Origin of the sequence: Thermobifida alba (assembly GCF_023208015.1) — a bacterium.
GTDB lineage: Bacteria > Actinomycetota > Actinomycetes > Streptosporangiales > Streptosporangiaceae > Thermobifida > Thermobifida alba.
In genome coordinates, this window is record NZ_CP051627.1 from 569725 (window position 1) to 595299 (window position 25575).

The following is a 25575-nucleotide window of genomic DNA, read 5'->3' on the forward strand; positions in this document are numbered from 1 at the left end:
GGCCCTGACGCCACCCTCCCATCTCCGTGAAAGGTTCACCCACATGGCGCCCACACTCGAACTCCTGCCCGCCGTCGACGTCGCGGGCGGCCAGGCAGTGCAACTCGTCCAGGGCAGGGCGGACACCGGCGGCCGGTACGGCGACCCGCTGGAAGCGGCCCTGGCCTGGCAGAACGCCGGAGCCGAGTGGATCCACCTGGTCGACCTGGACGCCGCCTTCGGCCGGGGCCACAACCGGGAACTGCTGGCCTCCATCGTCGGTAGGCTCGACGTCCAGGTGGAACTGTCCGGGGGAATCCGCGACGACGAGTCGCTGAACGCGGCGCTGGCCACGGGGTGCCGCCGCGTCAACATCGGCACCGCCGCACTGGAGAACCCCGACTGGTGCGCCAGGATCATCGCCGAGCACGGCGACCGGATCGCCATCGGCCTGGACGTGCGCGGCACCACCCTGGCCGCGCGCGGCTGGACCCGCGAGGGCGGCGACCTGTACGAGACCCTGGAGCGCCTGGAGGCCGCGGGCTGCGCCCGCTACGTCGTCACCGACGTCAACAAGGACGGCACCCTCAAGGGCCCCAACCTCGACCTGCTGCGGGACGTGTGCTCGCGCACGGACAGGCCGGTCGTGGCCAGCGGCGGCGTGTCCAGCCTCGACGACCTGCGGGCACTGGCGGCCCTGGTGCCCGAGGGAGTGGAGGGCGCCATCATGGGCACCGCCCTGTACGAGGGCGCGTTCACCCTGGAGGAGGCCCTGGCCGTGGTGCGGGAGGCCGCCCGATGAGCCTGGCGGTCCGTGTCATCCCGTGCCTGGACGTCGACGCGGGACGGGTGGTCAAGGGCGTCAACTTCCAGAACCTGCGGGACGCGGGCGACCCCGTCGAACTGGCCCGGCGCTACGGCGCCGAGGGCGCCGACGAACTGACCTTCCTGGACGTCACCGCCTCCAGCGGCAACCGCGAGACCACCTACGACGTGGTGCGCCGCACCGCCGAACAGGTGTTCATCCCGCTCACCGTCGGCGGCGGAGTGCGCAGCACCGACGACGTCGACCGGCTGCTGCGCGCCGGAGCGGACAAGGTCGGCGTCAACACCGCCGCGGTCCGCCGCCCCGAACTGGTCCGGGAGATCGCCCAGCGGTTCGGCAGCCAGGTCCTGGTCCTCTCCGCCGACGTGCGGCGCACCGCCGACGGCACCGCCACCCCCAGCGGCTTCGAGGTCACCACGCACGGCGGCCGCCAGGGGACCGGCATCGACGCGGTCGAGTGGGTCCAGCAGGCCGTGGAACTCGGCGCCGGCGAGATCCTGCTCAACTCCATGGACGCCGACGGCACCAAGAACGGATTCGACCTGGAGCTGATCCGTGCGGTGCGCGAGGTGGTGACCGTGCCGCTGATCGCCAGCGGAGGAGCGGGCGCCGTGGAGCACTTCGCCCCGGCCGTGGAGGCGGGCGCCGACGCGGTCCTGGCCGCCAGCGTGTTCCACTTCGGCGAGTTCACCATCAACGACGTCAAGGCGGACCTGCGCGCCAAGGGCCATCCGGTGCGCTGAAGCACGGCCCCGGCACGGGGCCGCACGACACCGGCCGGGGGCGGGACCGTCGCGGGTCCCGCCCCCGGCGTTCTTCGGCCGGCTCGGGGAGGAGGCCGGGGGCGGCTCCGAGCGGCCCCCGCCGGGAGACCGCCGCCCCGCACCGGCCCCGCGAACGGGACCCCGGCGACGGTGGCCACAAGCGGACACTCCTGCCGTGGGCGGACGGAATAGCCGAGTTGTCCACAACGCTGAACCAGACCGGTGCAGTCCGACAGTCCGGTGGGTACGGTGGGAAACCGTTGCGCCTGCCAGGGGAGGGCGCCAACCACCGCAACAACACAACGGGGGGACGAATGGCACAGGGGTCGGCCGCCGCGAAGTCCAACGCCGGCTCTCGGGTCTTCACCGAGGGGATGCGCGTCCTGTGGACCGCGATCCGCACCGAACCGGCGGTCTTCACCGCCGCACTGGTCGGCGCAGTGCTCTACGCGGCCGCCTCCGTCGCCTCCGCCTCCGTCCTCGGAGCCGTCTCCGAACAGGTCATCCTGCCCGCCGTCGAGAACGGACACACCACCACCGCCGCGGTGGCCACCGCCGCGGCGGTGGTCTTCGGCGTCGGCGCGCTCAGGGCGCTGGGCCTGGGCGCACGCCGCTTCTACGCCGGCCTCATGCAGTTCCGCATGCAGGCGCGGTACCGGCGCGCGGTCGCCCGCAAGTACCTGCAGCTGCCGCTGGCCTGGCACCAGCGCCACCCCGCCGGACAGCTGCTGTCCAACGCCAACGCCGACGTCGAGGCCGCCTGGCAGCCGCTCGCACCGCTGCCGATGGCCGTGGGCAGCGTCGTCATGCTGCTGATCGCCGCCGTCGCGATGCTCGTCACCGACCCGGTGCTCGCCCTGGTGGGCTTCGTGGTCTTTCCCACGCTGGCCGTGGCCAACATCGTGTTCCAACGCAGGGTCTCACCCGCCGCCACCCGCGCCCAGGCGCTGCGCTCCCAGGTCAGCGAGGTCGCGCACGAGTCCTTCGACGGCGCGCTCGTGGTCAAGACGCTGGGCCGCGAGGACACCGAGACGGAACGGTTCGCCCGTGCCGCCGACCAGCTGCGCGACGCCCAGATCAGGGTCGGTCGGATGCGCGCCGCGTTCGACCCGCTCCTGGAGGCGCTGCCCAACCTCGGCGTGCTGGTGGTGCTGCTCATCGGCCTGATCCGCCTCGACCTGGGCGCCGTCACCTCCGGCGAGGTCGTCCAGATCGCCTACCTGTTCACCCTGCTGTCGCTGCCGGTGCGCTCCCTCGGCTGGCTGCTGGGGGACCTGCCGCGCAGCGTGGTGGGGTGGCGGCGGGTCAGCGCGGTGCTCGACGCCGAGGGCGGCACCGACCACGGCGACGCCGTGCTCCGCGGCGAGGGCGGCCTGGCGGTCAGCGTCCGCGGCCTCAGCTTCTCCTACGTCGACACCTACACCGAGAACCGCGACGACGGCGGACGCGGCCTGAACGCGGACGGCGACGCGGAGCTGCCGCGCACCACCGTCCTGCGCGACGTGCACCTGGAACTGGCCCCCGGACGGGTCACCGCCCTGGTCGGCCCCACCGGGGCGGGCAAGTCCACCCTCACCATGCTGCTGGCCAGGCTGGTCGACCCGGACCGGGGCGAGGTGCTCGTCAACGGGGTCGACGCCCGCCACTACGCTCCCGGGGAACTGTCCCGCGCCGTCGCCCTGGTCCCGCAGACCACGTTCGTCTTCGACGACAGCGTCCGCGACAACATCACCCTGGGCATGGACGTCGACGACGCCGCCGTGTGGCAGGCGCTGCGGCTGGCCCGCGCCGACTCCTTCGTCGCCGCCCTCCCACAGGGGCTCGACACCCGGCTCGGCGAGCGCGGCACCAGCCTGTCCGGCGGCCAGCGCCAACGCCTGGCCCTGGCCCGCGCCCTGGTCCGCCGCCCCCGACTGCTCATCCTGGACGACGCCACCTCCGCGGTCGATCCCCAGGTCGAGGCGCAGATCCTGGGCGGGCTGCGGGAAGCCGACCTCGCGGGAGCCACCGTCGTCGTCGTGGCCTACCGCAGGGCCACCATCGAACTCGCCGACGAGGTCGTCTACCTCGAACAGGGCACGGTCCGCGACCGGGGGACCCACGAGGAGCTGCTGGTGCGCTCCCCCGGATACCACCGGCTCGTCACCGCCTACGAGCAGGCCGCCGCACAACGCAGAGCCGAAGCCGCCGCCCGACCCGCCGACCAGGAGGCCCTCCGATGAGCGCCCCGGCCCGCACCCGGACCCCCCGCACCGACAACCGGAAGACCGCCCCCGCGCTGCACCGCTCCACCGACTCGGCGTGGGCCACCCTGCGCCGCGGCATCGCGCTGTCCCCCGAGTTCACCCGCGGACTGGCGGTCACCGTCACCCTCGCGGCACTCGCCACCGTCGGCAAGGTCGTGGTGCCCCTGGCGGTGCAGCAGATCATCGACAACGGCCTGCTCGCCGAGGGCGGCCCGGACATCGGTTTCGTGGTCGGCACGGTCGCACTGTGCGCCGTCCTGGTCGCCGTCACCGCGCTGTGCTCCTACGCGATGAACACACGCCTGTACCGGTCCACCGAGTCGGGCCTGGCCACCCTGCGCCGCAAGGCGTTCCGCCACGTGCACGACCTGTCGGTGCTCACCCAGAACAGCGAACGCAAGGGCGCCCTGGTGTCCCGGGTCACCAGCGACGTCGACCAGATCAGCACCTTCATGCAGTGGGGCGGCATCCTGCTGGTGGTCAGCACCGGGCAGTTGGCGATCGCCACCGTGCTCATGGCCGTGTACTCCTGGCAGCTGACCCTGCTGGTGTGGGTGTGCTTCCTGCCCCTGCTGTTCGGGGTGCGCCGGCTGCAGCGGCTGCTGTCCAAGGCCTACCTGAAGGTGCGGGAACGCACCGGCGAGATGCTCGGCGTCGTCAGCGAGACCGTCGTCGGCGCCGCGGTCATCCGCGCCCACGGCACCGAGCAGCGCACCGCCGCACGCGTCGACACGACCGTCCTGGCCACCCGCGCCGCCCAGGTCAGGGCCCAGCGCCTGTCCATGGCCATCTCCCCGCTCGCCGAACTCGTCTCGGCGTTCACCTACGCGGTCGTCATCGCGGTCGGGGTGGCGCTGGGCGTCACGGGCTCCCTCACCGCCGGGCAGCTGGTGGCCTTCCTGTTCCTCATCAACCTGTTCATCGCGCCCATGACCATGGCCACGGAGATCTTCAACGAGGCGCAGAACGCGATCGCCGGATGGCGCAGGGTGCTCGGCGTCCTCGACACCGACCCCGACATCGCCGACCCCGGCCCCGCCGGCAGGCAGCTGCCGCGCGGCCCCGTCACGATCCGCTTCGACCACGTCAGCTACGCCTACCCCGGCGGCCCCCGCGTGCTCGACGACATCGACGTGGAGATCGCCCCGGGCAGCCGCGTCGCGGTCGTCGGCGAGACCGGCTCCGGCAAGACCACCTTCGTCAAACTGCTCACCCGACTCATGGACCCGGTCGAGGGCACGGTCCTGCTGGACGGGGTCGACCTGCGCGACGTGACGTTCCCCTCGCTGCGGTCCCGGGTGGTCATGGTCCCCCAGGAAGGCTTCCTGTTCGACAGCACCCTGGGCGACAACATCCGCTTCGCCCGCCCCGAGGCCACCGACGAGCAGATCAGCGAGGCGATCGCCGAACTGGGACTGCGTGACTGGCTGGACAGCCTGCCGCACGGCCTGGACACCCCCGTGGGACAGCGCGGCGAGTCCCTGTCGGCGGGGGAGCGCCAGCTCGTGGCCCTGGTCCGGGCCTTCATCGCCGACCCCGACCTGCTGGTCCTGGACGAGGCCACCTCGGCGGTCGACCCGGCCACCGAAGTGCGTATCCAACACGCCCTGGACCGGCTCACCCGGGGCCGCACCTCGGTGGCGATCGCGCACCGGCTCTCCACCGCGGAGGCCGCCGACGAGGTGCTCGTCTTCGACCGCGGCCGCATCGTGCAACGCGGCACCCACACCGACCTCGTCGCGTGTCCGGGCGTCTACGCGGACCTGCACGCCTCCTGGGTGAGCAGTTCGGCGTGAGCACGGGGAGACGGGCGGGCCCGGTTCCCCGGACGCGGCGGACTCCCCGCCCCCGCGCCGCTCAGCCGCCGCGCTCCCGCCACCAGTGCAGCGCCAGCAGTTCGGCGACCAGCGGGTCGACGAGCAGACGCACGTCCGGGTCGTTCTCCCCCGGGTAGCGCAGACTCACCGCCGCCCCCGGGACCTCCCCGCCCACGGCGACGAACACGCCCCGCAGCGCGGCCAGGTGCTCGGCGAACCGCCCGTCGAACCGCGACCCGGTGAACAGCAGCGCGCGGTAGTCCTGCACCGCCGCCAGATAGCGGTCGACGTGCGACCACTCACCGGTCTCGCAGGCGTGGGCGACCAGCACCGGGCCGCGCCGCAGCGTCAACGCGCCGAACCGGGCCGAGGCCAGCAGCTCCGCCGGGGCCACCAGCGCCGTCCCGGAACGTCCCCGCAACGCCTCGGCGACCCCGGGCACCCAGGACGGGGCGCGCTCCCACAGGTCGGTGACGGAGTTCGCCGCGCGCCGCAGCGTCGCCGACGGGTCGGCCACCCCCGGCGCGGCCGCGCCCAGCCGGGCCGCCAGCACCAGCAGCAGCGCCACCGCCTGCTGGTAGGCCACCACCTCCAGCTCCCGGGCGGAGCCGTCGGCCATGAGCGGCGCCACCACGTCGGCGTAGCGGGCCTCGGGGGACTCGGGGGAGTCGGTCAGCACGACCACCGGGCCGGAGTGCGCGTAGCGTTCCAGCGACTCGCGCAGCTCACGCCGCCCACTGCCCAGCGCCACCGCCACCACCAGGGTGTCCGGGCCGCCGGGGGGAAGGTGCGCCGAGGTCGCGGACTCGGCGAACGCCCCCAGGCCGAAACGGCGCATCCGCAGGCCCGCGGCCTGGCAGGCGTAGTACCCCGCCCCCACCCCCAGCAGCACGACCGCGGCGGGCTCGTCGTCCAGCAGGGAGGGCAGCGCCGCATAGGGGTCGTGGCGGGACAGGTGGTCGGCCAGTCCGTGCAGGGCCGCGGCCTTGGCGGACAGGTCGGCCGCGAGTTGTTCGACGGTCACCACAGCTCCATCCTCGCATCCCCGGCGGTGCGCGGGCGGCGGGAGGCCGCAGGCGCGGCGGCGGGCCCTCCGGACCGGACAAGCCCGGCCCCCGTCCCCGCCCGCGACCGGGCGGCCGTAGTCTTGCAGACATGAGCAGCAGCCCTCCCCGACTGGACCCCGGTATCGCGGCACGCCTCAAGCGCACCCCCGACGGCCTGGTGCCCGCCGTCGTGCAGCAGTACGACACCGGGGAGGTCCTCATGCTCGCCTGGATGGACGACGAGGCGCTGCGGCGCACCCTCACCACACGGGCCGCCACCTACTGGTCGCGCAGCCGAGGCGAGTACTGGGTGAAGGGGGCCACCTCCGGGAACACCCAGCGGGTCGTCTCCGTCGCGCTCGACTGCGACGGCGACACCCTGCTGGTCAAGGTCGACCAGACCGGCGGGGCCTGCCACACCGGTGACCGCACCTGCTTCGACGCGGACCGGCTGCTGTGAGAGCCGCAGCAGCCGCCGCGCCCGACGCGGTCCGCCGCCGGGAGTACCTGGCCGCGCTCGCGCTCACCGCGCTCGGCGCGGTCGCCCTGCTCGCCTCCTCCGCGCAGGTCTGGGCAAGAGCCCGGATGGAACTGGCGGGCGACCTCGCCCCCGTCACCGTGGAACTGTCCGCCTCCCAGGCGGTCCCGGCCGTCTCCGCGCTGGGCTGGGCCGCGCTGGCCGCGCTGGCCGCGCTGGTCGCGACCACGGGAGCGGCCCGCCGCCTGGTCGGAGCCCTGGTGGCGCTGCTGGGGCTCGGCGCCCTCGGCTCCGTCGCGGCCGGTCTGCGTCCGGCCGCCCTGGCCGACGCCGCGGCGCGGTCCGCCACCGCCGAAGGAGGGCTCGACGGTCTCACCGTGGCATGGGCGTGGCCGGCACTGGCCTGCGCCGGCGCGGCGGTGCTGCTCGTGTCGGGAGTACTGGCCCTGGTCAGGGGCACCGCGTGGCCCGCCATGAGTAGCCGATACGATCGCCACAGCGCCCCCCGCGCGACCCGCACCGACGCTCCCGCAGAGCTGTGGAGGTCGCTCGACAGCGGCGCGGATCCCACCGATGAGAACGCTGAACCGAAGGAGCGTTGATGGCCGAAGAACACCACGACGACCACGGCAACACCGTTGCCGGCTGGTTCCTCACCATCTCGTGGATCGTCGTCTGGACAGCGGCCGCGGTTGCGATCATCGCCGGCCTGGACCTTTTCGTCTGGACGGCCATCGGCCTGGGCGCCAGCGTCGTCTGCGCCATCGTGGCCGGTGTGATGAAGAAGGCGGGAATGGGCCGCAAGGCGCCTCGCCCCTACCCGATGACCCGCGAGGAGTACGAGGCGAAGCTCGCCGAAGCCGCGCAGCAGAAGACCGTCGAGAGCGGCGAGACCGCCGGGGTGTGACCGACCGGTCTCCGGGTCCGTCCCGGGGACCGGCCCGTCCGCTTCGGGATCGATCGCCGATCGTTACTGGTTCCGAGTGCGCACACAACAAAAAAATCTGGCATGATTCGGTCGTTCGCGCGTCTGCGGCGTGCAATGGAGCGGTACAGCCAACCGTGACACCCGTTGGTCCTCTCTCCGGGTCGCGACGCACACCTGACGATCCGCCACAACGGAAAGACACACCAACCATGAGCTACGGTCCTCCCGGCCCCCCGCCCCCCGGCGGCTACGGTCCGCCTCCCGGCGCCTACCCCAGCGGCGGACAGCCCGCCGCGCAGCCGCCCAAGAACTACCTGTGGATGAACATCCTGGGCATCTTCGGCTGCACGATCATCGGCATCATCGGCCTGATCTTCTCCCTCCAGGTCAACAGCAAGTGGAGCATGGGCGACTACGCCGGTGCGGAGAGCTCGGCCAACACCGCCAAGATCCTGGGGATCATCAGCCTCATCGGCTTCATCCTGACGGTGATCTCCGTCATCCTCTACATCATCTTCGCGGTGGCCCTCGTCGGTGCCGCGGCGACCTACGACCCCGGTTACTCCACCTACTGAGCGATGACCGAGGCATCGGTACTGGAGCGACTGCGGCGCCGTCTGCACCCTGCGACGGCGCCGTTGGCGTTGGGGGCCCTGGGCGCGGTCGGCGCGGTCGTGGTGCACCTCGTCGACCCCAACGAACCCGGGTTCTACCCCACCTGCCCGTGGCTGGCCCTCACCGGCACCTACTGCCCCGGCTGCGGCACGACCCGGGCCCTGCACGCGCTGACCCACCTCGACGTGCTCGCCGCCGCGCAGCTGAACATCCTGCTGCTGGCCGCGCTGCCGTTCATGGCCTTCGCCTACCTGCGCTGGGTCTACCGCTCCTTCCGGCCCTCCGACCGGCCGCCCGCGCGGCTCCACCCGTTCTGGGCGTGGGCGCTGCCCGGCGTCATCCTCGTCTTCTGGCTGGTGCGCAACCTCCCCTTCGGGGCCTTCCTCGCCCCCGGCGGGATCCCGGCGCCGCTCCTGGCCTAGCCGGCGCCCCGCCGCGCACGGCCGCCCCACGGCCGAACCCCACCCCCGAAGACGCCAACAGCGGTGCCGGTGTCCGGTGACTCGCCGGGGTGGATACGATCGTGAATACACGGCGGGAGTGAGCCCTCTCACTCCCAGTCACCCAGTCGACAGCAAGAAGGGGCCCTCTCACGTGAGCGTGCTCGACGAGATAATCGACGGAGTGCGCGCGGATCTCGCGGAACGCCAGGCCGCCGTACCCTTGGATCAGCTCAAAGAGCAGGCCGCGACCCTACCGTGGCCCAAGGACGTGGTGGCGGCGCTGCGTGCTCCCGGAGTCCAGGTCATCGCCGAGGTGAAGCGCTCCAGCCCCTCCAAGGGCGCGCTCGCCGCGATCGCCGACCCCGCGGCGCTGGCCCGCGACTACGCCGCGGGCGGTGCCTGCATGATCAGCGTCCTGACCGAACAGCGCCGCTTCGGCGGCAGCCTGGCCGACCTGGCGGCGGTGCGCGCCGCCGTGGAGACGCCGCTGCTGCGCAAGGACTTCGTGGTCAGCTCCTACCAGCTGTGGGAGGCGCGCGTGTACGGCGCGGACGCCGTCCTGCTGATCGTGGCCGCGCTGTCCCAGGAAGCCCTGGTCTCCCTGGTGGAACGGGCCGAGTCGCTCGGTCTGACCCCGCTCGTCGAGGTGCACACCGAGGAGGAGGTCGAGCGTGCCCTGGACGCCGGGGCCACGGTCATCGGCGTCAACGCCCGTGACCTCAAGACCCTGAAGGTCCACCGGGAGACCTTCGCCCGGTTGTCCCCGATGATCCCCGACGACAAGGTCAAGATCGCCGAGTCCGGTGTGCGCGGCCCCCACGACCTGCTCGCCTACGCGAGCTTCGGAGCCGACGCGGTGCTGGTGGGCGAGAGCCTGGTGATCGGACGCAAACCCCGGGAGGCCGTCGCCGACCTCGTCACGGCCGGAGCGCATCCCGCGCTGCGGGACCGGCACTGACCGTGGACGTGCTCCGTGCGCCGCGCGCGGCGACGCCGCCCCGGCGATGGCGCCGGAGGCCACGCGGACCGGTCGGCGGGCTGCGTACCGCCCCCTCGGCCCCGCCCCGAGCCGGACGTTTCCGTGCATACTGTCGGTAGGTGCGGCACGATCCTCGGTGCCGGGCAGCGGGTGCGCGCCGATCGCAGGCGGGGTGCAGGACCACAGCCACCTGGCCCGACCGCCCCACAGGGCGACCGCAGACCGTCCACGTGGCCTCAGCAGGAAACCCGTGCGGCTGCCTGAACACGGGTTTTGCGCCGCGACACCGTCCACCTCACGCCCGTGCCCCGAGGGGCACCTGGAGACCCGATGAAGACCAACAGCGCACACCCCGTGCCTCCCTACCTGGGCGAGGGCGGGCACTACGGCCGTTTCGGCGGCCGGTTCAGCCCCGAAGCCCTCGTCGCGGCCCTCGACGAGGTCGCCGCGGCCTGGGAGGAGGCCAAGAACGACCCGCAGTTCCAGGCCGAGCTGCACCGGCTGCTCACCGAGTACACCGGCCGCCCCAGCCCGCTGACCGAGGCGCGCAACTTCAGCGAGTACTGCAACGGCGCGCGGATCCTGCTCAAGCGCGAGGACCTCAACCACACCGGCTCCCACAAGATCAACAACGTGCTCGGCCAGGCGCTGCTGACCAGGCGCATGGGCAAGACCCGCGTCATCGCCGAGACCGGGGCGGGCCAGCACGGCGTGGCCACCGCCACCGCGTGCGCGCTGCTGGGCCTGGAGTGCGTGATCTACATGGGGGAGGAGGACACCCGCCGGCAGGCGCTCAACGTCGCCCGCATGAGGATGCTCGGCGCCGAGGTCGTCCCCGTCACCGTGGGCAGCCGCACCCTCAAGGACGCCGTCAACGAGGCGTTCCGCGACTGGGTGGCCAACGTCCACACCACCCACTACCTGCTGGGCACCGTCGCCGGCCCCCACCCGTTCCCGGCCATGGTCCGCGACCTGCACTACGTCATCGGGGCCGAGGCGCGCCAACAGGTCCTGGAACGCACCGGGGCCCTGCCCGACGCCGTCGCCGCCTGCGTGGGCGGCGGTTCCAACGCCATCGGCATCTTCGCGGCCTTCATCCCTGACGAGACGGTGCGGCTGTACGGGTTCGAGGCGGGCGGCGAGGGGGTGGACACCGACCGGCACGCCGCCTCCATCACCGGCGGCAGCGTCGGCGTCTTCCAGGGCGCCCGCACCTTCGTCCTGCAGGACGAGTACGGCCAGACCGTGCCCAGCCACTCCATCTCCGCCGGCCTCGACTACCCGGCGGTCGGCCCCGAGCACGCCTGGCTCGCCGACAGCGGACGCGCCACCTACGCCCCCGTCACCGACGCCGAGGCGATGGAGGCGTTCCGCCTGCTGTGCCGCACCGAGGGCATCATCCCGGCGATCGAGAGCGCGCACGCGCTCGCCGGGGCCCGCACCATCGGAGCCGAACTCGGCCCGGACGCCACCGTCCTGGTGAGCCTGTCGGGCCGGGGTGACAAGGACGTCAACACCGCCGCCGCCTACTTCGGACTGCTCGGCGGCGAGGGGGAGCAGAGCCGATGACCACGCTGCAACGCACACTCGCCGAGGCCAGGGCGGCGGGACGGGCCGCGCTGATCGGCTACTACCCGGCGGGATTCCCCGACGTGGAGTCCTCCATCCGGATCGTCCAGGAGATGGTGGCGGGCGGCTGCGACGTCGTCGAGGTCGGCCTGCCCTACTCCGACCCCACCATGGACGGCCCCGTCATCCAGCAGGCCGCCGACCGGGCGCTCGCGGCGGGCACCACCCCCAAGGACGTGTTCGCCGTGGTGCGCGCCGTCGCCGAGGCCGGAGCGGCGGCCCTGGTCATGTCGTACTGGAACCCCATCGAACGGTACGGCGTGGACGCGTTCGCCGCCGACATGGCCGCGGCGGGAGGATCGGGGGTGATCACCCCCGACCTGATCCCCGAGGAGGCCGGACCCTGGATCAGCGCCAGCGACGCCGCCGGCCTCGACCGGATCTTCCTGGTCGCCCCCTCCTCCACCGACCGGCGCCTCAAGCTGACCTGCGACGCCTCCCGCGGGTTCGTGTACGCGGCGTCGCTGATGGGGGTCACCGGCACCCGGGACAAGGTCGCCGCGACCGCGCGGAAGCTGGTGGAGCGCACCCGCGAGGCCACCCGGGACAGCGGCCTGCCGATCTGCGTCGGCCTGGGGATCTCCAACGGCGACCAGGCCGCCGAGGTCGCCTCCTACGCCGACGGGGTCATCGTCGGCACCGGTTTCTGCCGGCGGGTGCTGGACGCCCCCGACCTGGACACCGCGGGTGCGCGGGTCCGCTCCTTCGCCGCCGAGCTCGCCGAGGGCGTGCGCGCGGCCGCTCGGTGAAAATTCGGTGAGAGTTCCCCGCTGAATTCCGTCCCCAGCCCCCCGGTCCCCACCGGGGGGCTAGGGTGCGGAAGAGACGCCGCGACCGGCCCTTCGGGCGCGATGTGACGCTTCCGACACGGAGAGTAGTAGTCTCTGTGTCGTTCCTGCGGCGTCCGCACCCGCGTCCACGACGCCCGCACACCTCACGACACGTTCGGGGAGAGGCATGTCGACCGGCACCGAAGAGAACGCCCGGAGCGGCAGCGCGGACAGCGCCCACGGCGAGGGGCGCCCGGCCACCGCCTCCGGATGGGCCCTGCTCCAGCCGTGGCTGAGCCTGGCCGTGCGACTGGCCCTGGCGGGCATCCTCGGATACGCCGGATACACCAAGGTGATCGTGCCCGCCCTCTCGGTGGAGTCGGTGGCGGCCTACGAACTCTTCGGAGACGGCCTCAACCAGTTCATCGGCTACACCCTCCCCCTGTTCGAGATCGCCCTGGCGCTGCTGCTGCTGGCCGGACTGGCCACCCGGGCCACCGGAATCGTTTCCGCCCTGCTCATGTTGGTGTTCATCGCGGGCATCGCCTCGGCGTGGGCACGCGGTCTGGCCATCGACTGCGGATGCTTCGGCACCGGCGGCCCCGTGGACGCCGACGAGACCGCCTACGGGCTGGACATCGCCCGCGACCTCGGCTTCATGGCGCTGGGACTGTTCCTCGCGATCTGGCCGCGCTCGCGGTTCGCCCTGGACGGGGCCCTTGGCCTCTACCCGGACTCCGACCGGGAACGGTAGAACTCCACCGACCCCGCGGGCGGCGGCACGCCCCGGGCGGTGCGGACACGGACGGCGGCCATGCCCCGATCCGGCAGACACAGTGGTCCAACGAGGAAATGGTGATCGGCTGATGAGCAAGGAGTCGCGGCGCGCCAACCGCGAGCGCCTCAGGCAGGAGCGCATCAGGGAGCAGCAGCGGGCCAAACGCAACAGACTCCTGGCCACCATCGGCGCGGCGGTCGCCGTGGTCGCCCTCGTCGTGGGCGGCGGCTACCTGATCATGCAGGCGTCGAACAGAACCTCCGCCGAGGAGTACCAGGGGGCGCTCGCCCCCCAGACCCTCCAGGAGGACGGCAGCGTCGTCATGGCCCGCGACGGAGCCGAAGCGCCCGTTGTGGAGGTCTACGCCGACTACCAGTGCTCCCACTGCGCCAGGTTCGAACTGGTCAACGGCGAGAACCTCAAGGAGCTGGCGGCCGAGGGCGAGGCGATCGTCCACTTCCGCCCCGTGAGCATCTTCGCCGACGCGGGCGCCCCCGCCGGCGCCAACTCGCTGCGCGCGGCCGCCGCGGCGCGGGCCGCCGCCGACCACGGCAGGTTCGTCGAGTACAACGACCTCCTCTTCGACCACCAGCCCGGCATGAACCAGGACGGCTACACCGTCGAGGACCTCGTCGCCTGGGGGGAGGAGGCCGGCATCACCGACCCCGCCTTCGCCGAACGGGTGCGTTCCGAGAGCGAGGTCGTGGAGGAGTTCGTCACGAGCTACTACCCTGAACTGTCGACCAAGGCTCAGGCCGAGCTCCCCGAGGACCAGCTCCGGACCATGCGGCTGAGCGAGCTGATCGAATGGGGTGAGGACAACGGCGTGGACTCCTCCTTCCTGGACGGCAGCTACGTCCGCACCGTCCTCGACGCCACCGCCGCGGTCAACGCCAAGTACTCCGAGGGCGCCAACGCGTTCGGAGGCACCCCGTCCATCTACGTCAACGGTGAACTCCTGGGCAACGAGACCTACTCCGCGACCGACTTCCGTGAAGTGGTCCGGTCCGCACCCGCCGGTGAGGTCGACACACGCCCGGCAGTCCAGGACGACTCCGTGACGCCCTCGGCTTCGCCGTCCTCCCCACCGGCCTAAGGAAAACCCGGAGTTATGACGAGTCCGTTGAGCACCACCGCGGGCGCGGCCGACCTCGGCCGCGCCCTCGCGGCTATTCCCAGCCCCGGCACGAACGCCATCGAGCTGGGGCCGCTGAAGATCCACTTCTACGCGCTGTGCATCCTGGCCGGAGTCATCGTCGCGGTCTACTGGAGCGAGCGCCGCTGGGCGGCCATGGGCGGACGCCCCGGCACGATCATGGACCTGGCGGTCCCGGCGGTGCTCCTCGGGCTCCTCGGCGGGCGCCTCTACCACGTCATCACCGACTACCAGCTGTACTTCGCCCCGGGCAAGGACCCCATGGGCGCCCTCTACATCTGGAACGGCGGCCTGGGCATCTGGGGGGCCATCCCGCTGGGCGCGCTGGGCGTGTGGTGGGTGGCCCACCGGCGCGGCCTGTCGCTGTCGCAGCTGTCGTTCGCGATCGCCCCGACCATCCCGCTCGCCCAGGCCTTCGGACGCTGGGGCAACTACTTCAACCAGGAGCTGTTCGGCGCCCCCACCGACCTGCCCTGGGCGCTGCGCGTGGAGCCCTACGAGAACGGCGCGCTGCGCCCCGGGATGGTCCCCGGTGCCGAGACCTACCACCCCACGTTCCTCTACGAGTTCCTGTGGTGCCTGGCCCTGGCGGTCGCGCTCGCCTGGCTGGGACGCCGCTACGGCGAGGCGCTGCGCGGCGGAAGGCTGTTCGCGCTCTACGTCATGGGCTACTGTGTGGGACGGTTCTGGATCGAGTACCTGCGGGTCGACCCCGCCCACGAGGTCATCGGCCTGCGCCTCAACAACTGGACCTCCCTCCTGGTCTTCCTCGGCGCCCTCGCCTACTTCGTGTGGGCCGGGCGGCGGCTCAACACGTTCTCCTCCCGGGTGCTGCCCGAAGGCGAGGACGAGGGCACCCAGATGATCGGCGCCGAGATCGACGAGGAGGGACCGGACACCGTCCTGGCCACCGAGTCGCTCGCCGAGGAGGAAACCGTGCGGTCGGGCTCCCGGCCGTCGGCGCAGGGCGAGGACACCGCTTCGACCGAGCCCCCGACCCGAGAAGACGAGTCGCGGGACTGACACACAAGGCTCTCCCCCTCGCGGCACCGCCGCGAGGGGCCCGCACCCCTTGGATGAGTACGTGAAGCTGCACAACGCCGATCCCGCCGGGAACCGCACGTCGGGACGCCGGACCGCGACAGAGCACCACCCGGACGGCCACGACCACCCCGCCGAGACCGAGCAGCGCTCCTCCCGGGCCCGCCACAAGCCCCGCGGAGGCCGCCGCTCCACCGGACGGATCAGACAGGACACGGCCCAGCGGGGCCGCAGGAGCGCGCAGCAGACCGCCGACCGGGGCGGCGCCCCGGAACGGGCCGGGAGGTCCTCCGACGGCTCCCGCCGCGCCACCCGCGTCCGCAAACCCCGGACCGTCGACCGCGTCTCCCGGTTCTCCGCGTCGGCGCTGCGCAAGGTCACGGTGCTGGGCGACCGCCCCGAACAGGTCGTCTACACCCTCGCCGAGCAGAGCCGGCAGAAACACGGCACCTACGTGCTGATCACACTGCTGGTCATGGCGGTCATCTCGCTGCTCGCACTGCTGGCCGCACTCGTCTTCCAGGTGCTCAACCCGCAGGCGGCCACCAACCGGGTGCCCGCGCCCATCGTCGAGCCGCCCCCCGGACACAGCACCCTGCGCCCGGAACTGTTCCACGCCCAGGACCAGCAGGACATCTTCGACCCCATCGCGGAGCGCGCCGCCGACGCCGAACCCCTCACCGAGGAGGAGATCTTCGGCTCGGTCGAGGAGCTGTCGCTGGGCGGCATGGACCTGACCCTGCGCGACTCCGAGGTCACCGACACCTGCACCGCGCTGGTGTGGGGCGAGGAGCTCGCCCAGACCCTGTCCACCGGCGCGTGCACCTCCGCGGCCCGCGGCGTCTACCAGGACGGCAACGGCGAGTACGTGGCGCAGTTCACCCTGTTCGACCTGGCCGACGCCGAGGCCGCGAGCGCCACCCTGCGCAGCCTCGACTCCCCGCAGAGCCCCGGCTTCGTCCTGCCCATGCTGGAGGACGTCGAAGGACTGCACACCGGCTACAGCCAGGCCACCGCCCAGGCCATGGGCCACTACGTCGCGGTGTTCTGGGTCGCCCGGGCCGACGGCGCCGAACCCTCCGGCGACGACTCCATGGCCACCCTCAACGTGGCCGCGATGGACGCCGCCCTCGTCGTCTACGAGCAGGTCCGCGACGCCAAGGAGGGGGAGAAGGACTGACCTCCGGCGGGTCGCCGAAGAGTCCTCTATCCTTCCCTACAGCCCTCCCGAAACCATCCGCTCATCGAAGAGGTCACAGGTGTCATCTACCGAGTCGCCCGTGTCCGGCGCCCCCGGCCGACGCAGGAAACCCCCCGCGAGCACCCCCCAGGAGCGTTCCGGGCGGAGCCGGGGGACCCGACGCCGCAGAGGCGGGCGACGCGCCACCAGACGCTTCCCCCTGGTGCCGGTCCTCGTCGGTGTGCTGGTCGTCGCGGTGATCGCGCTGGCCGTGGTCGTGGTCATGAGGTTCACCGGCCCCGGCACCCCGGAGACCGTCCAGGCCATGCCCTCCCGCTACCAGGTCTACGAGGCGGGACAGGCCAACGAACTCCTCGCCGACCGCGACGACGACCCGCGCCCCTTCACCGAGCACGACTTCTTCTCCGAGGGCGACACCGACATCAGCTCCCGGGAGCTGACCTTCGCCCTCCAGGCCCAGGACATCAGCGAGAACTGCACCGAGGCGGTGTGGGGCCCCAGAGCCCTGGCCGCGGTGGAGAGCGCCGACTGCTCGCAGGTGGTGCGCGCCGGCTACGTCTCCGACGAGCACATCGGCGTGGCCGCGGTCTTCAAGCTCCGCGACGTCGAGGCCGCACGGACCCTCGCCGAGGGACTGGCCCCCGCCGAGGAGGACGCGGCCGAGAAGGCTGAGGGCGGCTTCCTGGTCCCGCCCACCTCGCAGGAGCCCTTCAACCTCCTCGGCTCCGGCTACAGCTCGGCCGAGGCCACCGTCAACGGCCACTACCTGGTCGTGCTGTGGGTGCAGTCCAAGGACTCCGCCTCCGCCGAGGAGATCGAGGTCCTGCAGCAGCCGCTGGTCACGCTGAGCCGCTTCGACATGCCGATCTACCAGCGGATCAACGAACGCAAGAACTTCCTGGAGGCCCACGGCGAGGACACCGGCGCCGAGGACGCCGGCGCCGAAGACACCGGGACGGGGGAGACCGGGGCCGGGGACGCCGGGACGGGGGAGACCGGAACGGGCGTCGAAGGCACGGAACTCCCGCAGGGAACCGGGTGACCCCGGCCCCATGAGCGACGACACCGCCGCACCGCACGCCCTGCTCGCCGGGCAGGGCGTGCACGCCGTCCGCGGCCACCTCGTCCTGGGCGCCCTCGCCGACGGACGGTGGTGGACCACCCGCGACCTCGTGCGCGCCACCGCCGTGGCCCACCGGGTGGTCGCCGAAACCCTCGCCGCGGTCGAGGCCGAACTGGACCGCGACGGCGACCGCGTCCGCCTGCGCGACCCCGCCCGCTACGCGTCCCTCGCCGCCCGCCCCGGCCTCGCCGACCCGGTCGGCCACCTGGTCGACGCCCACCCCGAGGCCGAGGCCGAACTCCGCCGGCTCGTCGCCGAGGCGCCCGCGCCCCGAGCGGACCTGGACCACGTGTCCGCCACTGCCCGCACCGCGCTGCGCCGCGCCCTGTTCCTCACCACCCGCTTCACCACCCACCGCGCCCGCCTGCTGTGTGTCGGCGACCACGACCTCACCTCCCTGGCCCTGACCCTGGTGGACCCCGACGCCGAGGCGACCGTGGTGGACATCGACGAGCGCATGCTCGACTACATCGACACCGCCGCGGCCCGGCTCGGCCGGAAGGTCCGCTGCTACTTCGCCGACCTGCGGTTCGGCCTGCCCCCGGCGGTACGCGGCAGCGCCGACCTGGTCTTCACCGACCCGCCCTACACCCCCGAGGGCGTGGAACTGTTCGTCCGCCGCGGCCTGGAGGGCAGCGCCGACCCCCGGACCACGCGCGTGCTCCTCGCCTACGGCGCCAGCGAGACCACCCCGGCCCTCGCCGCCCGCGTCCAGCGGCGCCTCACCCGCCTCCACCTCGCCATCGAGGCCCTCTGGCCGGACTTCAACCGCTACCTGGGAGCCGAAGCCATCGGCGCGGCCAGCGACCTGTACGTCCTGCGCGCCACCGCCCGCACCCCCCTGGGCCGCGCGGAGGAGACGACCGCGCGCATCTACAGCCAGGGAGCCCACGCACGCGAGTCCGCCGCGACCCTCACCGCCGAGACCGCCCGGCGGGTCTGGGCCGACACACCCCCCGAGGCCTGTGTCGGCGACTGGCCGGGCACACTCCCCGCGGAGGTGCGCCGCGTCCCCCTGGACACCTGGCTGTCCACACCGGCCCCCGCCCGCAGCGCCGCCGTGAACCTCACCGGCGGAGCCGAAGCGCTCACCGAACGTGTGATCCTCGCCTCACCAGCCAGTGATCTGCGCGTCGTGGTGGACTCCCACGCCCCCCAGGTCCGCGACGCCGCCGGACAGGAGGCGCTGCGCCGCGTCGTCGGCTCCCGCCGCCCCCTGCGGTTCCTGCGCGGCCTCCCGGACGCGCGGCACACCGTCATCCAGGTGGGCGCGGCGGCCCGGCCCCCGGACGAAACCGCCGACCCCGCCGCCTGGCTCGCCCACCGCCTGCGGCACCGCGCCCACGGATCGGTGGCCTCCGTGCTGCGTGAGAGCCTCGTCCAGCTCGCGGCCCGCACCGGACGCCCCGTCAACAAGAAGTGGGCCCGCACCCACGTCGCCGCGGCACTGCCGTGGCTGGCCGGACACACCCTGCTGGACCTGCCGCTGCACCGCTTCGCCGCACTCGACGACGCACTGCGCCGGCTCGCCGCGGCACTGCCGCCGCCCACCGGGGACACCGGCCCCGGAGCACACCAACCGGGGCCGCCCCGCAGCCACCGGCCCCCCGGCAGGTAAGCTTGCCCCGCTCGTCGGCGAACCTCTCCCCGCGAGGTTTCACCACACCGTCCGCGGGATACGTAACCGCACGCCGCACCACCCCGTGCGGCACCGCGGCCACCGCCACCGCGGGCGGGAAAAGCCCGCCTCGGCGGGGCGTGGTCTAGACCACGAGTTACAGTGAAGACCGGACCACCGAACCGGGTGGGCCACCGGCGGGTGGCACACTGTCCAGGCGAGTACCGACGGTCACGATGGCGTGTCCCGCGGACCGATCGACCAGATCCGCGTACACCAGGTGCGGGCAGTGCGGCACACGCCGGACGCAGCAGGGCCAACGTCGTCCCTCTGCGCTTTTGCACGAAGCACAGAGAAGACGACAGGAGGGGCCGATGCCCGCTGGCCGACCACGGCGTCCGACGACCCGACCGAACACCACGACCACCCGGGGCCTGTACGACAGCTCCTACGAACACGACTCCTGCGGTGTCGGCTTCGTCGCCGACCTCTCCGGACGCCGCAGCCACACCATCGTCGAGAAGGCGCTGACCGTCCTGCGCAACCTCGACCACCGCGGCGCCTCCGGCGCCGACCCCGACGACGGCGACGGTGTGGGGATCCTCACCCAGATCCCCCACGAGCTCTACCGCGAGACCTGCGGCTTCGCGCTTCCCGAGGCGGGCGCCTACGCCGTGGGCACCGCGTTCCTGCCGACCGGGGAGGCCGAGCGCGCCGCGGCCGTCGCCGCCGTCAACCGCATCGCCGAGGAGGAGGACCTCACCGTCCTCGGCTGGCGCGACCTGCCCGTCGACCCCCGCCACTGCGGCCCGGTCGCCCGGCAGACCATGCCGTTCTTCGGCCAGCTGTTCCTCACCGGCCGCCCCGGCACCCCCACCGAGGGGCTCACCGGGATCGACCTGGAACGCCACGCCTACTGCCTGCGCAAGCGCGCCGAACACGAGACCGGCGTCTACTTCGCCAGCCTGTCCCCGCGCACCATCACCTACAAGGGCATGCTGACCACACCGCAGCTGGAGCCCTTCTTCCCCGACCTGTCCGACCACCGCTACGCCTCCGGCCTGGCGCTGGTGCACTCGCGCTTCTCCACCAACACCTTCCCGTCGTGGCCCCTGGCGCACCCCTTCCGCTACATCGCCCACAACGGCGAGATCAACACCGTCAAGGGCAACCGCAACTGGATGCGCGCCCGCGAAGCCACCCTCGCCAGCGACCTCATCCCCGGCGACCTGTCCCGGATCTTCCCCGTCGTCGACGCCTCCGACTCCGACACCGCGTCCTTCGACGCCGCACTGGAACTGCTGCACCTGGGCGGACGCCCACTGCCGCACGCGGTGCTCATGATGATCCCCGAGCCGTGGGAGAACCACACCGAGATGGACCCGGCGGTGCGGGCCTTCTACGAGTTCCACTCCATGCTCATGGAACCCTGGGACGGCCCCGCCTCCGTCACCTTCACCGACGGCACCCTCATCGGCGCGGTCCTGGACCGCAACGGACTGCGCCCCGGCCGCTACTGGGTCACCGACGACGGACTCGTCGTCATGGCCAGCGAGGTCGGCGTCCTCGACATCGCCCCCGAACGCGTCGTCCGCAAGGGCCGCCTGCAACCCGGCCGCATCTTCGTCGTCGACACCGCCCGGGGACGCATCCTCGAAGACGAGGAGGTCAAGGCCGAACTCGCCGCCGAACACCCCTACGCCGAATGGCTCGCCGACAACGTCGTCCGCCTGGCGGACCTGCCCGCGGCCGAACCCGCCCCCGTCGACGACATCGCCCACCACCAGCGGGTCTTCGGCTACACCGAAGAAGAGCTGCGCCTCCTGCTCACCCCCATGGCCCGCACCGGAGCCGAAGCCGTCGGCTCCATGGGCACCGACACCCCCGTCGCGGTGCTGTCCCAGCCGAGATCTGCGCCGAGGTGTCGCGGGCCATCGCCGACGGCGCGCACATCGTCGTCCTCAGCGACCGCGGAGCCGACGCCGACCGCGCCCCCATCCCGTCGCTGCTGCTCACCGGCGCCGTCCACCACCACCTGGTGCGGGAGAAGACCCGCACCGAGGTCGGCCTCGTCGTCGAGGCCGGAGACGTCCGCGAATGCCACCACGTCGCCCTGCTGCTGGGCTACGGCGCCTCCGCGGTCGCCCCCTACCTGGCCCTGGCCACCGTCCGCGACCTCGCCGAACGCGGCGTCATCAGCGGTATCGACCCCGACACCGCCGCCCGCAACACCGTCCGGGCGTTCGGCAAGGGCGTCCTGAAGATCATGTCCAAGATGGGCGTCTCCACGGTCAGCTCCTACACCGGCGCGCAGATCTTCGAAGCCCTCGGCCTCGGCCAGGAGGTCATCGACCGCGCCTTCACCGGCACCACCTCCCGCCTGGGCGGCGTCGGCTTCGACGTCCTCGCCGAAGAGGTGCGCCGCCGCCACGCCGCCGCCCACGCGCCCAACCCCGCCGACCACCGCCGCCTGCCCGTCGGCGGCGAGTACCAGTGGCGCCGCGAGGGCGAACCCCACCTGTTCAACCCCGAAACGGTCTTCAAACTCCAGCACTCCACCCGGACCCGGCGCTACGAGATCTTCAAGGAGTACACCTCCAGGGTCGACCGGCAGGCCGAGGACCTCATGACCCTGCGCGGCCTGTTCACGTTCCGGGAAGGCGTGCGCGAACCCGTGCCGATCGAAGAGGTCGAACCGGTCTCGTCGATCGTCCGGCGCTTCTCCACCGGAGCCATGTCCTACGGCTCCATCTCGGCGGAGGCCCACGAGACCCTCGCCATCGCCATGAACCGGCTCGGCGGCAAGTCCAACACCGGCGAGGGCGGCGAGGACCCCCGCCGCTTCACCCCCGACCCCGACGGGGACCTGCGCCGCAGCGCCATCAAGCAGGTCGCCTCCGGCCGCTTCGGCGTCACCTCCCTGTACCTGACCAACGCCGACGACATCCAGATCAAGATGGCCCAGGGAGCCAAGCCCGGCGAGGGCGGCCAACTCCCCGGCCACAAGGTCTACCCGTGGGTCGCCGACACCCGGCACTCCACGCCCGGCGTCGGCCTGATCTCCCCGCCGCCCCACCACGACATCTACTCCATCGAGGACCTCGCCCAGCTCATCCACGACCTGAAGAACGCCAACCCGGCGGCGCGCATCCACGTCAAACTGGTCTCCGAAGCCGGAGTGGGCACCGTGGCCGCGGGCGTGGCCAAGGCCCACGCCGACGTGGTCCTCATCTCCGGACACGACGGCGGAACCGGAGCCTCCCCGCTCACCTCCATCAAGCACGCGGGCACCCCCTGGGAGCTCGGCCTGGCCGAGACCCAGCAGACCCTGCTGCGCAACGGACTGCGCGACCGCATCGTCGTGCAGGTCGACGGCCAGCTCAAAACCGGCCGCGACGTCGTCGTCGCCGCCCTCCTGGGCGCCGAGGAGTTCGGCTTCGCGACCGCACCGCTCGTGGTGTCCGGCTGCGTCATGATGCGCGTGTGCCACCTGGACACCTGCCCGGTGGGCGTGGCCACCCAGAACCCCGAACTGCGCAAGCGCTTCCGCGGCAAGCCCGAGTTCGTCGTGAACTTCTTCGAGTTCATCGCCGAGGAGGTCCGCGAGCACCTGGCCGCCCTCGGCTTCCGCAGCCTCGACGAGGCCGTCGGCGCCGTCGAGATGCTCGACACCCGCGACGCCGTCGACCACTGGAAGGCCTCCGGACTCGACCTGACCCCGATCCTGCACCGGGAGCAGCCCTGGGCGGGCGACCACCGTCGCCGGGTCCGCGCCCAGGACCACGGCCTGGACAAGGCCCTCGACCACACCCTCATCCAGCTGTCGGAGGGAGCCCTGGAGTACGGCACCCCCCTCAAGCTGGACCTGCCGGTCCGCAACGTCAACCGCACCGTCGGCACCATGCTCGGCCACGAGGTCACCAAGCGCTACGGCGCCGCGGGCCTGCCCGACGACACCATCGACATCACCTTCACCGGCTCGGCCGGACAGTCCTTCGGCGCGTTCGTGCCCCGCGGCGTCACCCTGCGCCTCATCGGCGACGCCAACGACTACGTCGGCAAGGGCCTGTCCGGCGGCCGCATCACCGTCCGCCCCGCCGACGGCGCCCGCTTCACCGCCGAGGACAACGTCATCGCCGGCAACGTCATCGCCTACGGCGCCACCTCCGGCGAACTGTTCCTCCGCGGCGTCGTCGGCGAACGGTTCTGCGTGCGCAACTCCGGAGCCCTGGCCGTCGTCGAGGGCGTCGGCGACCACGGCTGCGAGTACATGACCGGCGGACGCGCCGTCATCCTGGGACGCACCGGACGCAACTTCGCGGCCGGCATGTCCGGCGGCATCGCCTACGTCCTCGACCTGGACCACCGGCGCGTCAACACCGAGATGGTCGACATCGACCCGCTCGACGACACCGACCGCGCCTTCCTGGAGGACGTGCTGACCCGCCACCACGCCGAGACCGGCTCCACCGTCGCCCAGCGGCTCCTCGCCGACTTCGACACCGCCGTCGAACGCTTCGCCAAGATCATGCCGCGCGACTACAAGCGCGTCCTCAACGCCCGAGCCGAAGCCGAACGCGACGGACGGGACGTGGCCGAGGCCGTCATGGCCGCTGCCCAGTCCTGACCACCGCACCCGAGAAAGGAGGGACGAACAGACATGGCCGACCCCAAGGGCTTCCTCAAGATCACCGACCGGGAGCTGCCCCGGCACCGCCCGGTGGACATCCGACTCCAGGACTGGCGCGAGGTCCACGAGGACTTCGACCGCGGCACCCTCATCAGGCAGGCGTCGCGCTGCATGGACTGCGGCATCCCGTTCTGCCACAACGGCTGCCCCCTGGGCAACCTCATCCCCGAGTGGAACGACCTGGTCTACCGGCACGACTGGCGCGAGGCCGTCGAACGGCTGCACGCCACCAACAACTTCCCCGAGTTCACCGGACGCCTGTGCCCCGCCCCGTGCGAGTCCGCCTGCGTCCTGGGCATCAACCAGCCCGCCGTCACCATCAAGAACGTCGAGGTCTCCATCATCGACCGGGCCTGGGAAGAAGGCTGGGTCCGCCCCCGGCCCCCCGCCCGGCGCACCGGAAAGCGGGTCGCCGTCGTCGGCTCCGGCCCCGCCGGACTGGCCGCCGCCCAACAACTCACCCGCGCCGGGCACACCGTGACCGTCTACGAGCGGGCCGACCGCATCGGCGGCCTGCTGCGCTACGGCATCCCCGAGTTCAAGATGGAGAAGCGGCACCTCGACCGGCGCCTCGCCCAGATGCGCGCCGAGGGCACCGAGTTCCGCACCGGCGTCGACGTCGGCGTGGACCTCAGCGTCGAACAGCTGCGCGCCGACACCGACGCGGTCGTCCTCGCGGGCGGCGCCACCGCCTGGCGCGACCTGCCCGTCCCGGGCCGCGACCTCAACGGCATCCACCAGGCCATGGAGTACCTGCCGCTGGCCAACCGGGTGCAGGAAGGCGACTTCGCCGCCCCGCCCGTCACCGCCGAGGGCAAGCACGTCGTCGTCATCGGCGGCGGCGACACCGGCGCCGACTGCGTCGGCACCGCACACCGCCAGGGCGCGGCCTCCGTCACCCAACTGGAGATCATGCCCAAGCCCCCGACCACGCGGCCCGACAGCCAGCCGTGGCCGACCATGCCCCTCCTCTACAAGGTCACCAGCGCCCACGAAGAGGGCGGCCAACGCCTGTACTCGGTCAACACCCTGGAGTTCCTCGGCGACGACGAGGGCAACGTGCGCGCCCTCAGAATGGTCGACGTCAACCGCACCGACAGCGGGTTCGAACCGGTGCCCGGCACCGAACGGGAGATCCCCGCCCAGCTCGTCACCCTCGCCCTGGGCTTCCTCGGCCCGCAGCGGGAGGGCCTGCTGGAGCAGCTCGGCGTGGAACTCGACGGGCGCGGCAACGTCAGACGCGACGCCGGCTACGCCACCAGCGTCGAAGGGGTCTTCTGCGCCGGGGACATGGGCCGCGGCCAGTCCCTCATCGTGTGGGCCATCGCCGAAGGACGCAGCGCCGCCGCCGCGGTCGACGCCTACCTGACCGGCGACACCGGCCTGCCCACCGCGATCCCGCCGACCGCGCGACCGCTGACCGCCTGACCCGCCCGGCGCACAGCGCC

At 72.5% G+C, this 25575-nt stretch carries 20 protein-coding genes and 1 pseudogene; 20 read left to right on the forward strand and 1 reads right to left on the reverse strand.

The window, feature by feature from the left end; genetic code table 11:
- The first annotated feature begins 43 nt into the window (after nt 1-43).
- The 4 genes from priA (at nt 44) to FOF52_RS02625 (ending at nt 5611) form a co-directional block, all read left to right on the forward strand.
- Nucleotides 44-781, forward strand: coding sequence for a bifunctional 1-(5-phosphoribosyl)-5-((5-phosphoribosylamino)methylideneamino)imidazole-4-carboxamide isomerase/phosphoribosylanthranilate isomerase PriA (priA, locus tag FOF52_RS02610; RefSeq protein ID WP_248592236.1), 738 nt, complete (start codon nt 44-46; stop codon nt 779-781).
- On the forward strand, nt 778-1548 hold the full coding sequence (gene hisF, locus FOF52_RS02615) for an imidazole glycerol phosphate synthase subunit HisF (protein WP_248592237.1): 771 nt from the start codon (nt 778-780) through the stop codon (nt 1546-1548). Before priA ends, hisF begins: the two co-directional genes overlap by 4 nt.
- Nucleotides 1549-1883: 335 nt before the next feature.
- The gene (locus FOF52_RS02620; RefSeq protein ID WP_248592238.1) at nt 1884-3791 is read left to right on the forward strand and encodes an ABC transporter ATP-binding protein; all 1908 of its coding nucleotides are present in this window, start codon (nt 1884-1886) and stop codon (nt 3789-3791) included.
- Nucleotides 3788-5611 carry an ABC transporter ATP-binding protein gene (locus tag FOF52_RS02625; RefSeq protein ID WP_248592239.1) on the forward strand — a complete coding sequence of 608 codons (1824 nt, stop codon included), beginning with the start codon at nt 3788-3790 and terminating at the stop codon, nt 5609-5611. Before FOF52_RS02620 ends, FOF52_RS02625 begins: the two co-directional genes overlap by 4 nt.
- Before the next feature lie 61 nt (nt 5612-5672).
- Here the strand turns inward: FOF52_RS02625 and FOF52_RS02630 are convergent, their stop codons facing one another.
- Nucleotides 5673-6656, reverse strand: a complete 984-nt coding sequence (locus FOF52_RS02630; RefSeq protein ID WP_248592240.1) for a MurR/RpiR family transcriptional regulator — start codon at nt 6654-6656, stop codon at nt 5673-5675.
- Nucleotides 6657-6787: 131 nt separating this feature from the next.
- Between FOF52_RS02630 and hisI the strand changes: the two genes are divergently transcribed.
- The 16 genes and pseudogenes from hisI (at nt 6788) to FOF52_RS02710 (ending at nt 25555) form a co-directional block, all read left to right on the forward strand.
- Nucleotides 6788-7138 (forward strand): phosphoribosyl-AMP cyclohydrolase, encoded by a 351-nt coding sequence (gene hisI, locus FOF52_RS02635; RefSeq protein ID WP_248592241.1) that lies wholly within the window; start codon nt 6788-6790, stop codon nt 7136-7138.
- On the forward strand, nt 7135-7758 hold the full coding sequence (locus FOF52_RS02640) for a Trp biosynthesis-associated membrane protein (protein WP_248592242.1): 624 nt from the start codon (nt 7135-7137) through the stop codon (nt 7756-7758). Before hisI ends, FOF52_RS02640 begins: the two co-directional genes overlap by 4 nt.
- Nucleotides 7758-8063 carry an HGxxPAAW family protein gene (locus tag FOF52_RS02645; RefSeq protein WP_248592243.1) on the forward strand — a complete coding sequence of 102 codons (306 nt, stop codon included), beginning with the start codon at nt 7758-7760 and terminating at the stop codon, nt 8061-8063. Before FOF52_RS02640 ends, FOF52_RS02645 begins: the two co-directional genes overlap by 1 nt.
- 230 nt (nt 8064-8293) lie before the next feature.
- Nucleotides 8294-8659 carry a CD225/dispanin family protein gene (locus FOF52_RS02650; protein ID WP_248592244.1) on the forward strand — a complete coding sequence of 122 codons (366 nt, stop codon included), beginning with the start codon at nt 8294-8296 and terminating at the stop codon, nt 8657-8659.
- Nucleotides 8660-8662: 3 nt separating this feature from the next.
- Nucleotides 8663-9121 (forward strand): DUF2752 domain-containing protein, encoded by a 459-nt coding sequence (locus FOF52_RS02655; protein WP_248592245.1) that lies wholly within the window; start codon nt 8663-8665, stop codon nt 9119-9121.
- A gap of 172 nt (nt 9122-9293) precedes the next feature.
- Nucleotides 9294-10100 (forward strand): indole-3-glycerol phosphate synthase TrpC, encoded by an 807-nt coding sequence (gene trpC, locus FOF52_RS02660; protein WP_248592246.1) that lies wholly within the window; start codon nt 9294-9296, stop codon nt 10098-10100.
- Between the two features lie 351 nt (nt 10101-10451).
- Nucleotides 10452-11690 carry a tryptophan synthase subunit beta gene (gene trpB / locus FOF52_RS02665; protein ID WP_248592247.1) on the forward strand — a complete coding sequence of 413 codons (1239 nt, stop codon included), beginning with the start codon at nt 10452-10454 and terminating at the stop codon, nt 11688-11690.
- Nucleotides 11687-12499 (forward strand): tryptophan synthase subunit alpha, encoded by an 813-nt coding sequence (gene trpA / locus FOF52_RS02670; RefSeq protein WP_248592248.1) that lies wholly within the window; start codon nt 11687-11689, stop codon nt 12497-12499. The genes trpB and trpA overlap by 4 nt, the downstream gene beginning before the upstream one ends.
- A gap of 208 nt (nt 12500-12707) precedes the next feature.
- On the forward strand, nt 12708-13274 hold the full coding sequence (locus FOF52_RS02675; protein ID WP_248592249.1) for a MauE/DoxX family redox-associated membrane protein: 567 nt from the start codon (nt 12708-12710) through the stop codon (nt 13272-13274).
- Nucleotides 13275-13386: 112 nt separating this feature from the next.
- Complete coding sequence (locus tag FOF52_RS02680; protein WP_248592250.1) at nt 13387-14394, forward strand: DsbA family protein; 1008 nt, start codon at nt 13387-13389, stop codon at nt 14392-14394.
- Nucleotides 14395-14409: 15 nt separating this feature from the next.
- The gene (lgt, locus tag FOF52_RS02685; RefSeq protein ID WP_248592251.1) at nt 14410-15477 is read left to right on the forward strand and encodes a prolipoprotein diacylglyceryl transferase; all 1068 of its coding nucleotides are present in this window, start codon (nt 14410-14412) and stop codon (nt 15475-15477) included.
- Between the two features lie 49 nt (nt 15478-15526).
- On the forward strand, nt 15527-16675 hold the full coding sequence (locus tag FOF52_RS02690; protein WP_248592252.1) for a hypothetical protein: 1149 nt from the start codon (nt 15527-15529) through the stop codon (nt 16673-16675).
- 223 nt (nt 16676-16898) lie between these two features.
- The gene (locus FOF52_RS02695) at nt 16899-17738 is read left to right on the forward strand and encodes a hypothetical protein (RefSeq protein ID WP_248592253.1); all 840 of its coding nucleotides are present in this window, start codon (nt 16899-16901) and stop codon (nt 17736-17738) included.
- A 10-nt stretch (nt 17739-17748) separates the two neighbouring features.
- The gene (locus FOF52_RS02700) at nt 17749-19437 is read left to right on the forward strand and encodes a bis-aminopropyl spermidine synthase family protein (protein WP_248592254.1); all 1689 of its coding nucleotides are present in this window, start codon (nt 17749-17751) and stop codon (nt 19435-19437) included.
- A 374-nt stretch (nt 19438-19811) separates the two neighbouring features.
- Nucleotides 19812-24064: pseudogene (gene gltB / locus FOF52_RS02705) on the forward strand (glutamate synthase large subunit).
- Nucleotides 24065-24097: 33 nt separating this feature from the next.
- A complete protein-coding gene (locus FOF52_RS02710) occupies nt 24098-25555 on the forward strand; it encodes a glutamate synthase subunit beta (protein WP_248592255.1) in 1458 nt (485 codons plus the stop codon).
- Nucleotides 25556-25575: the final 20 nt, after the last annotated feature.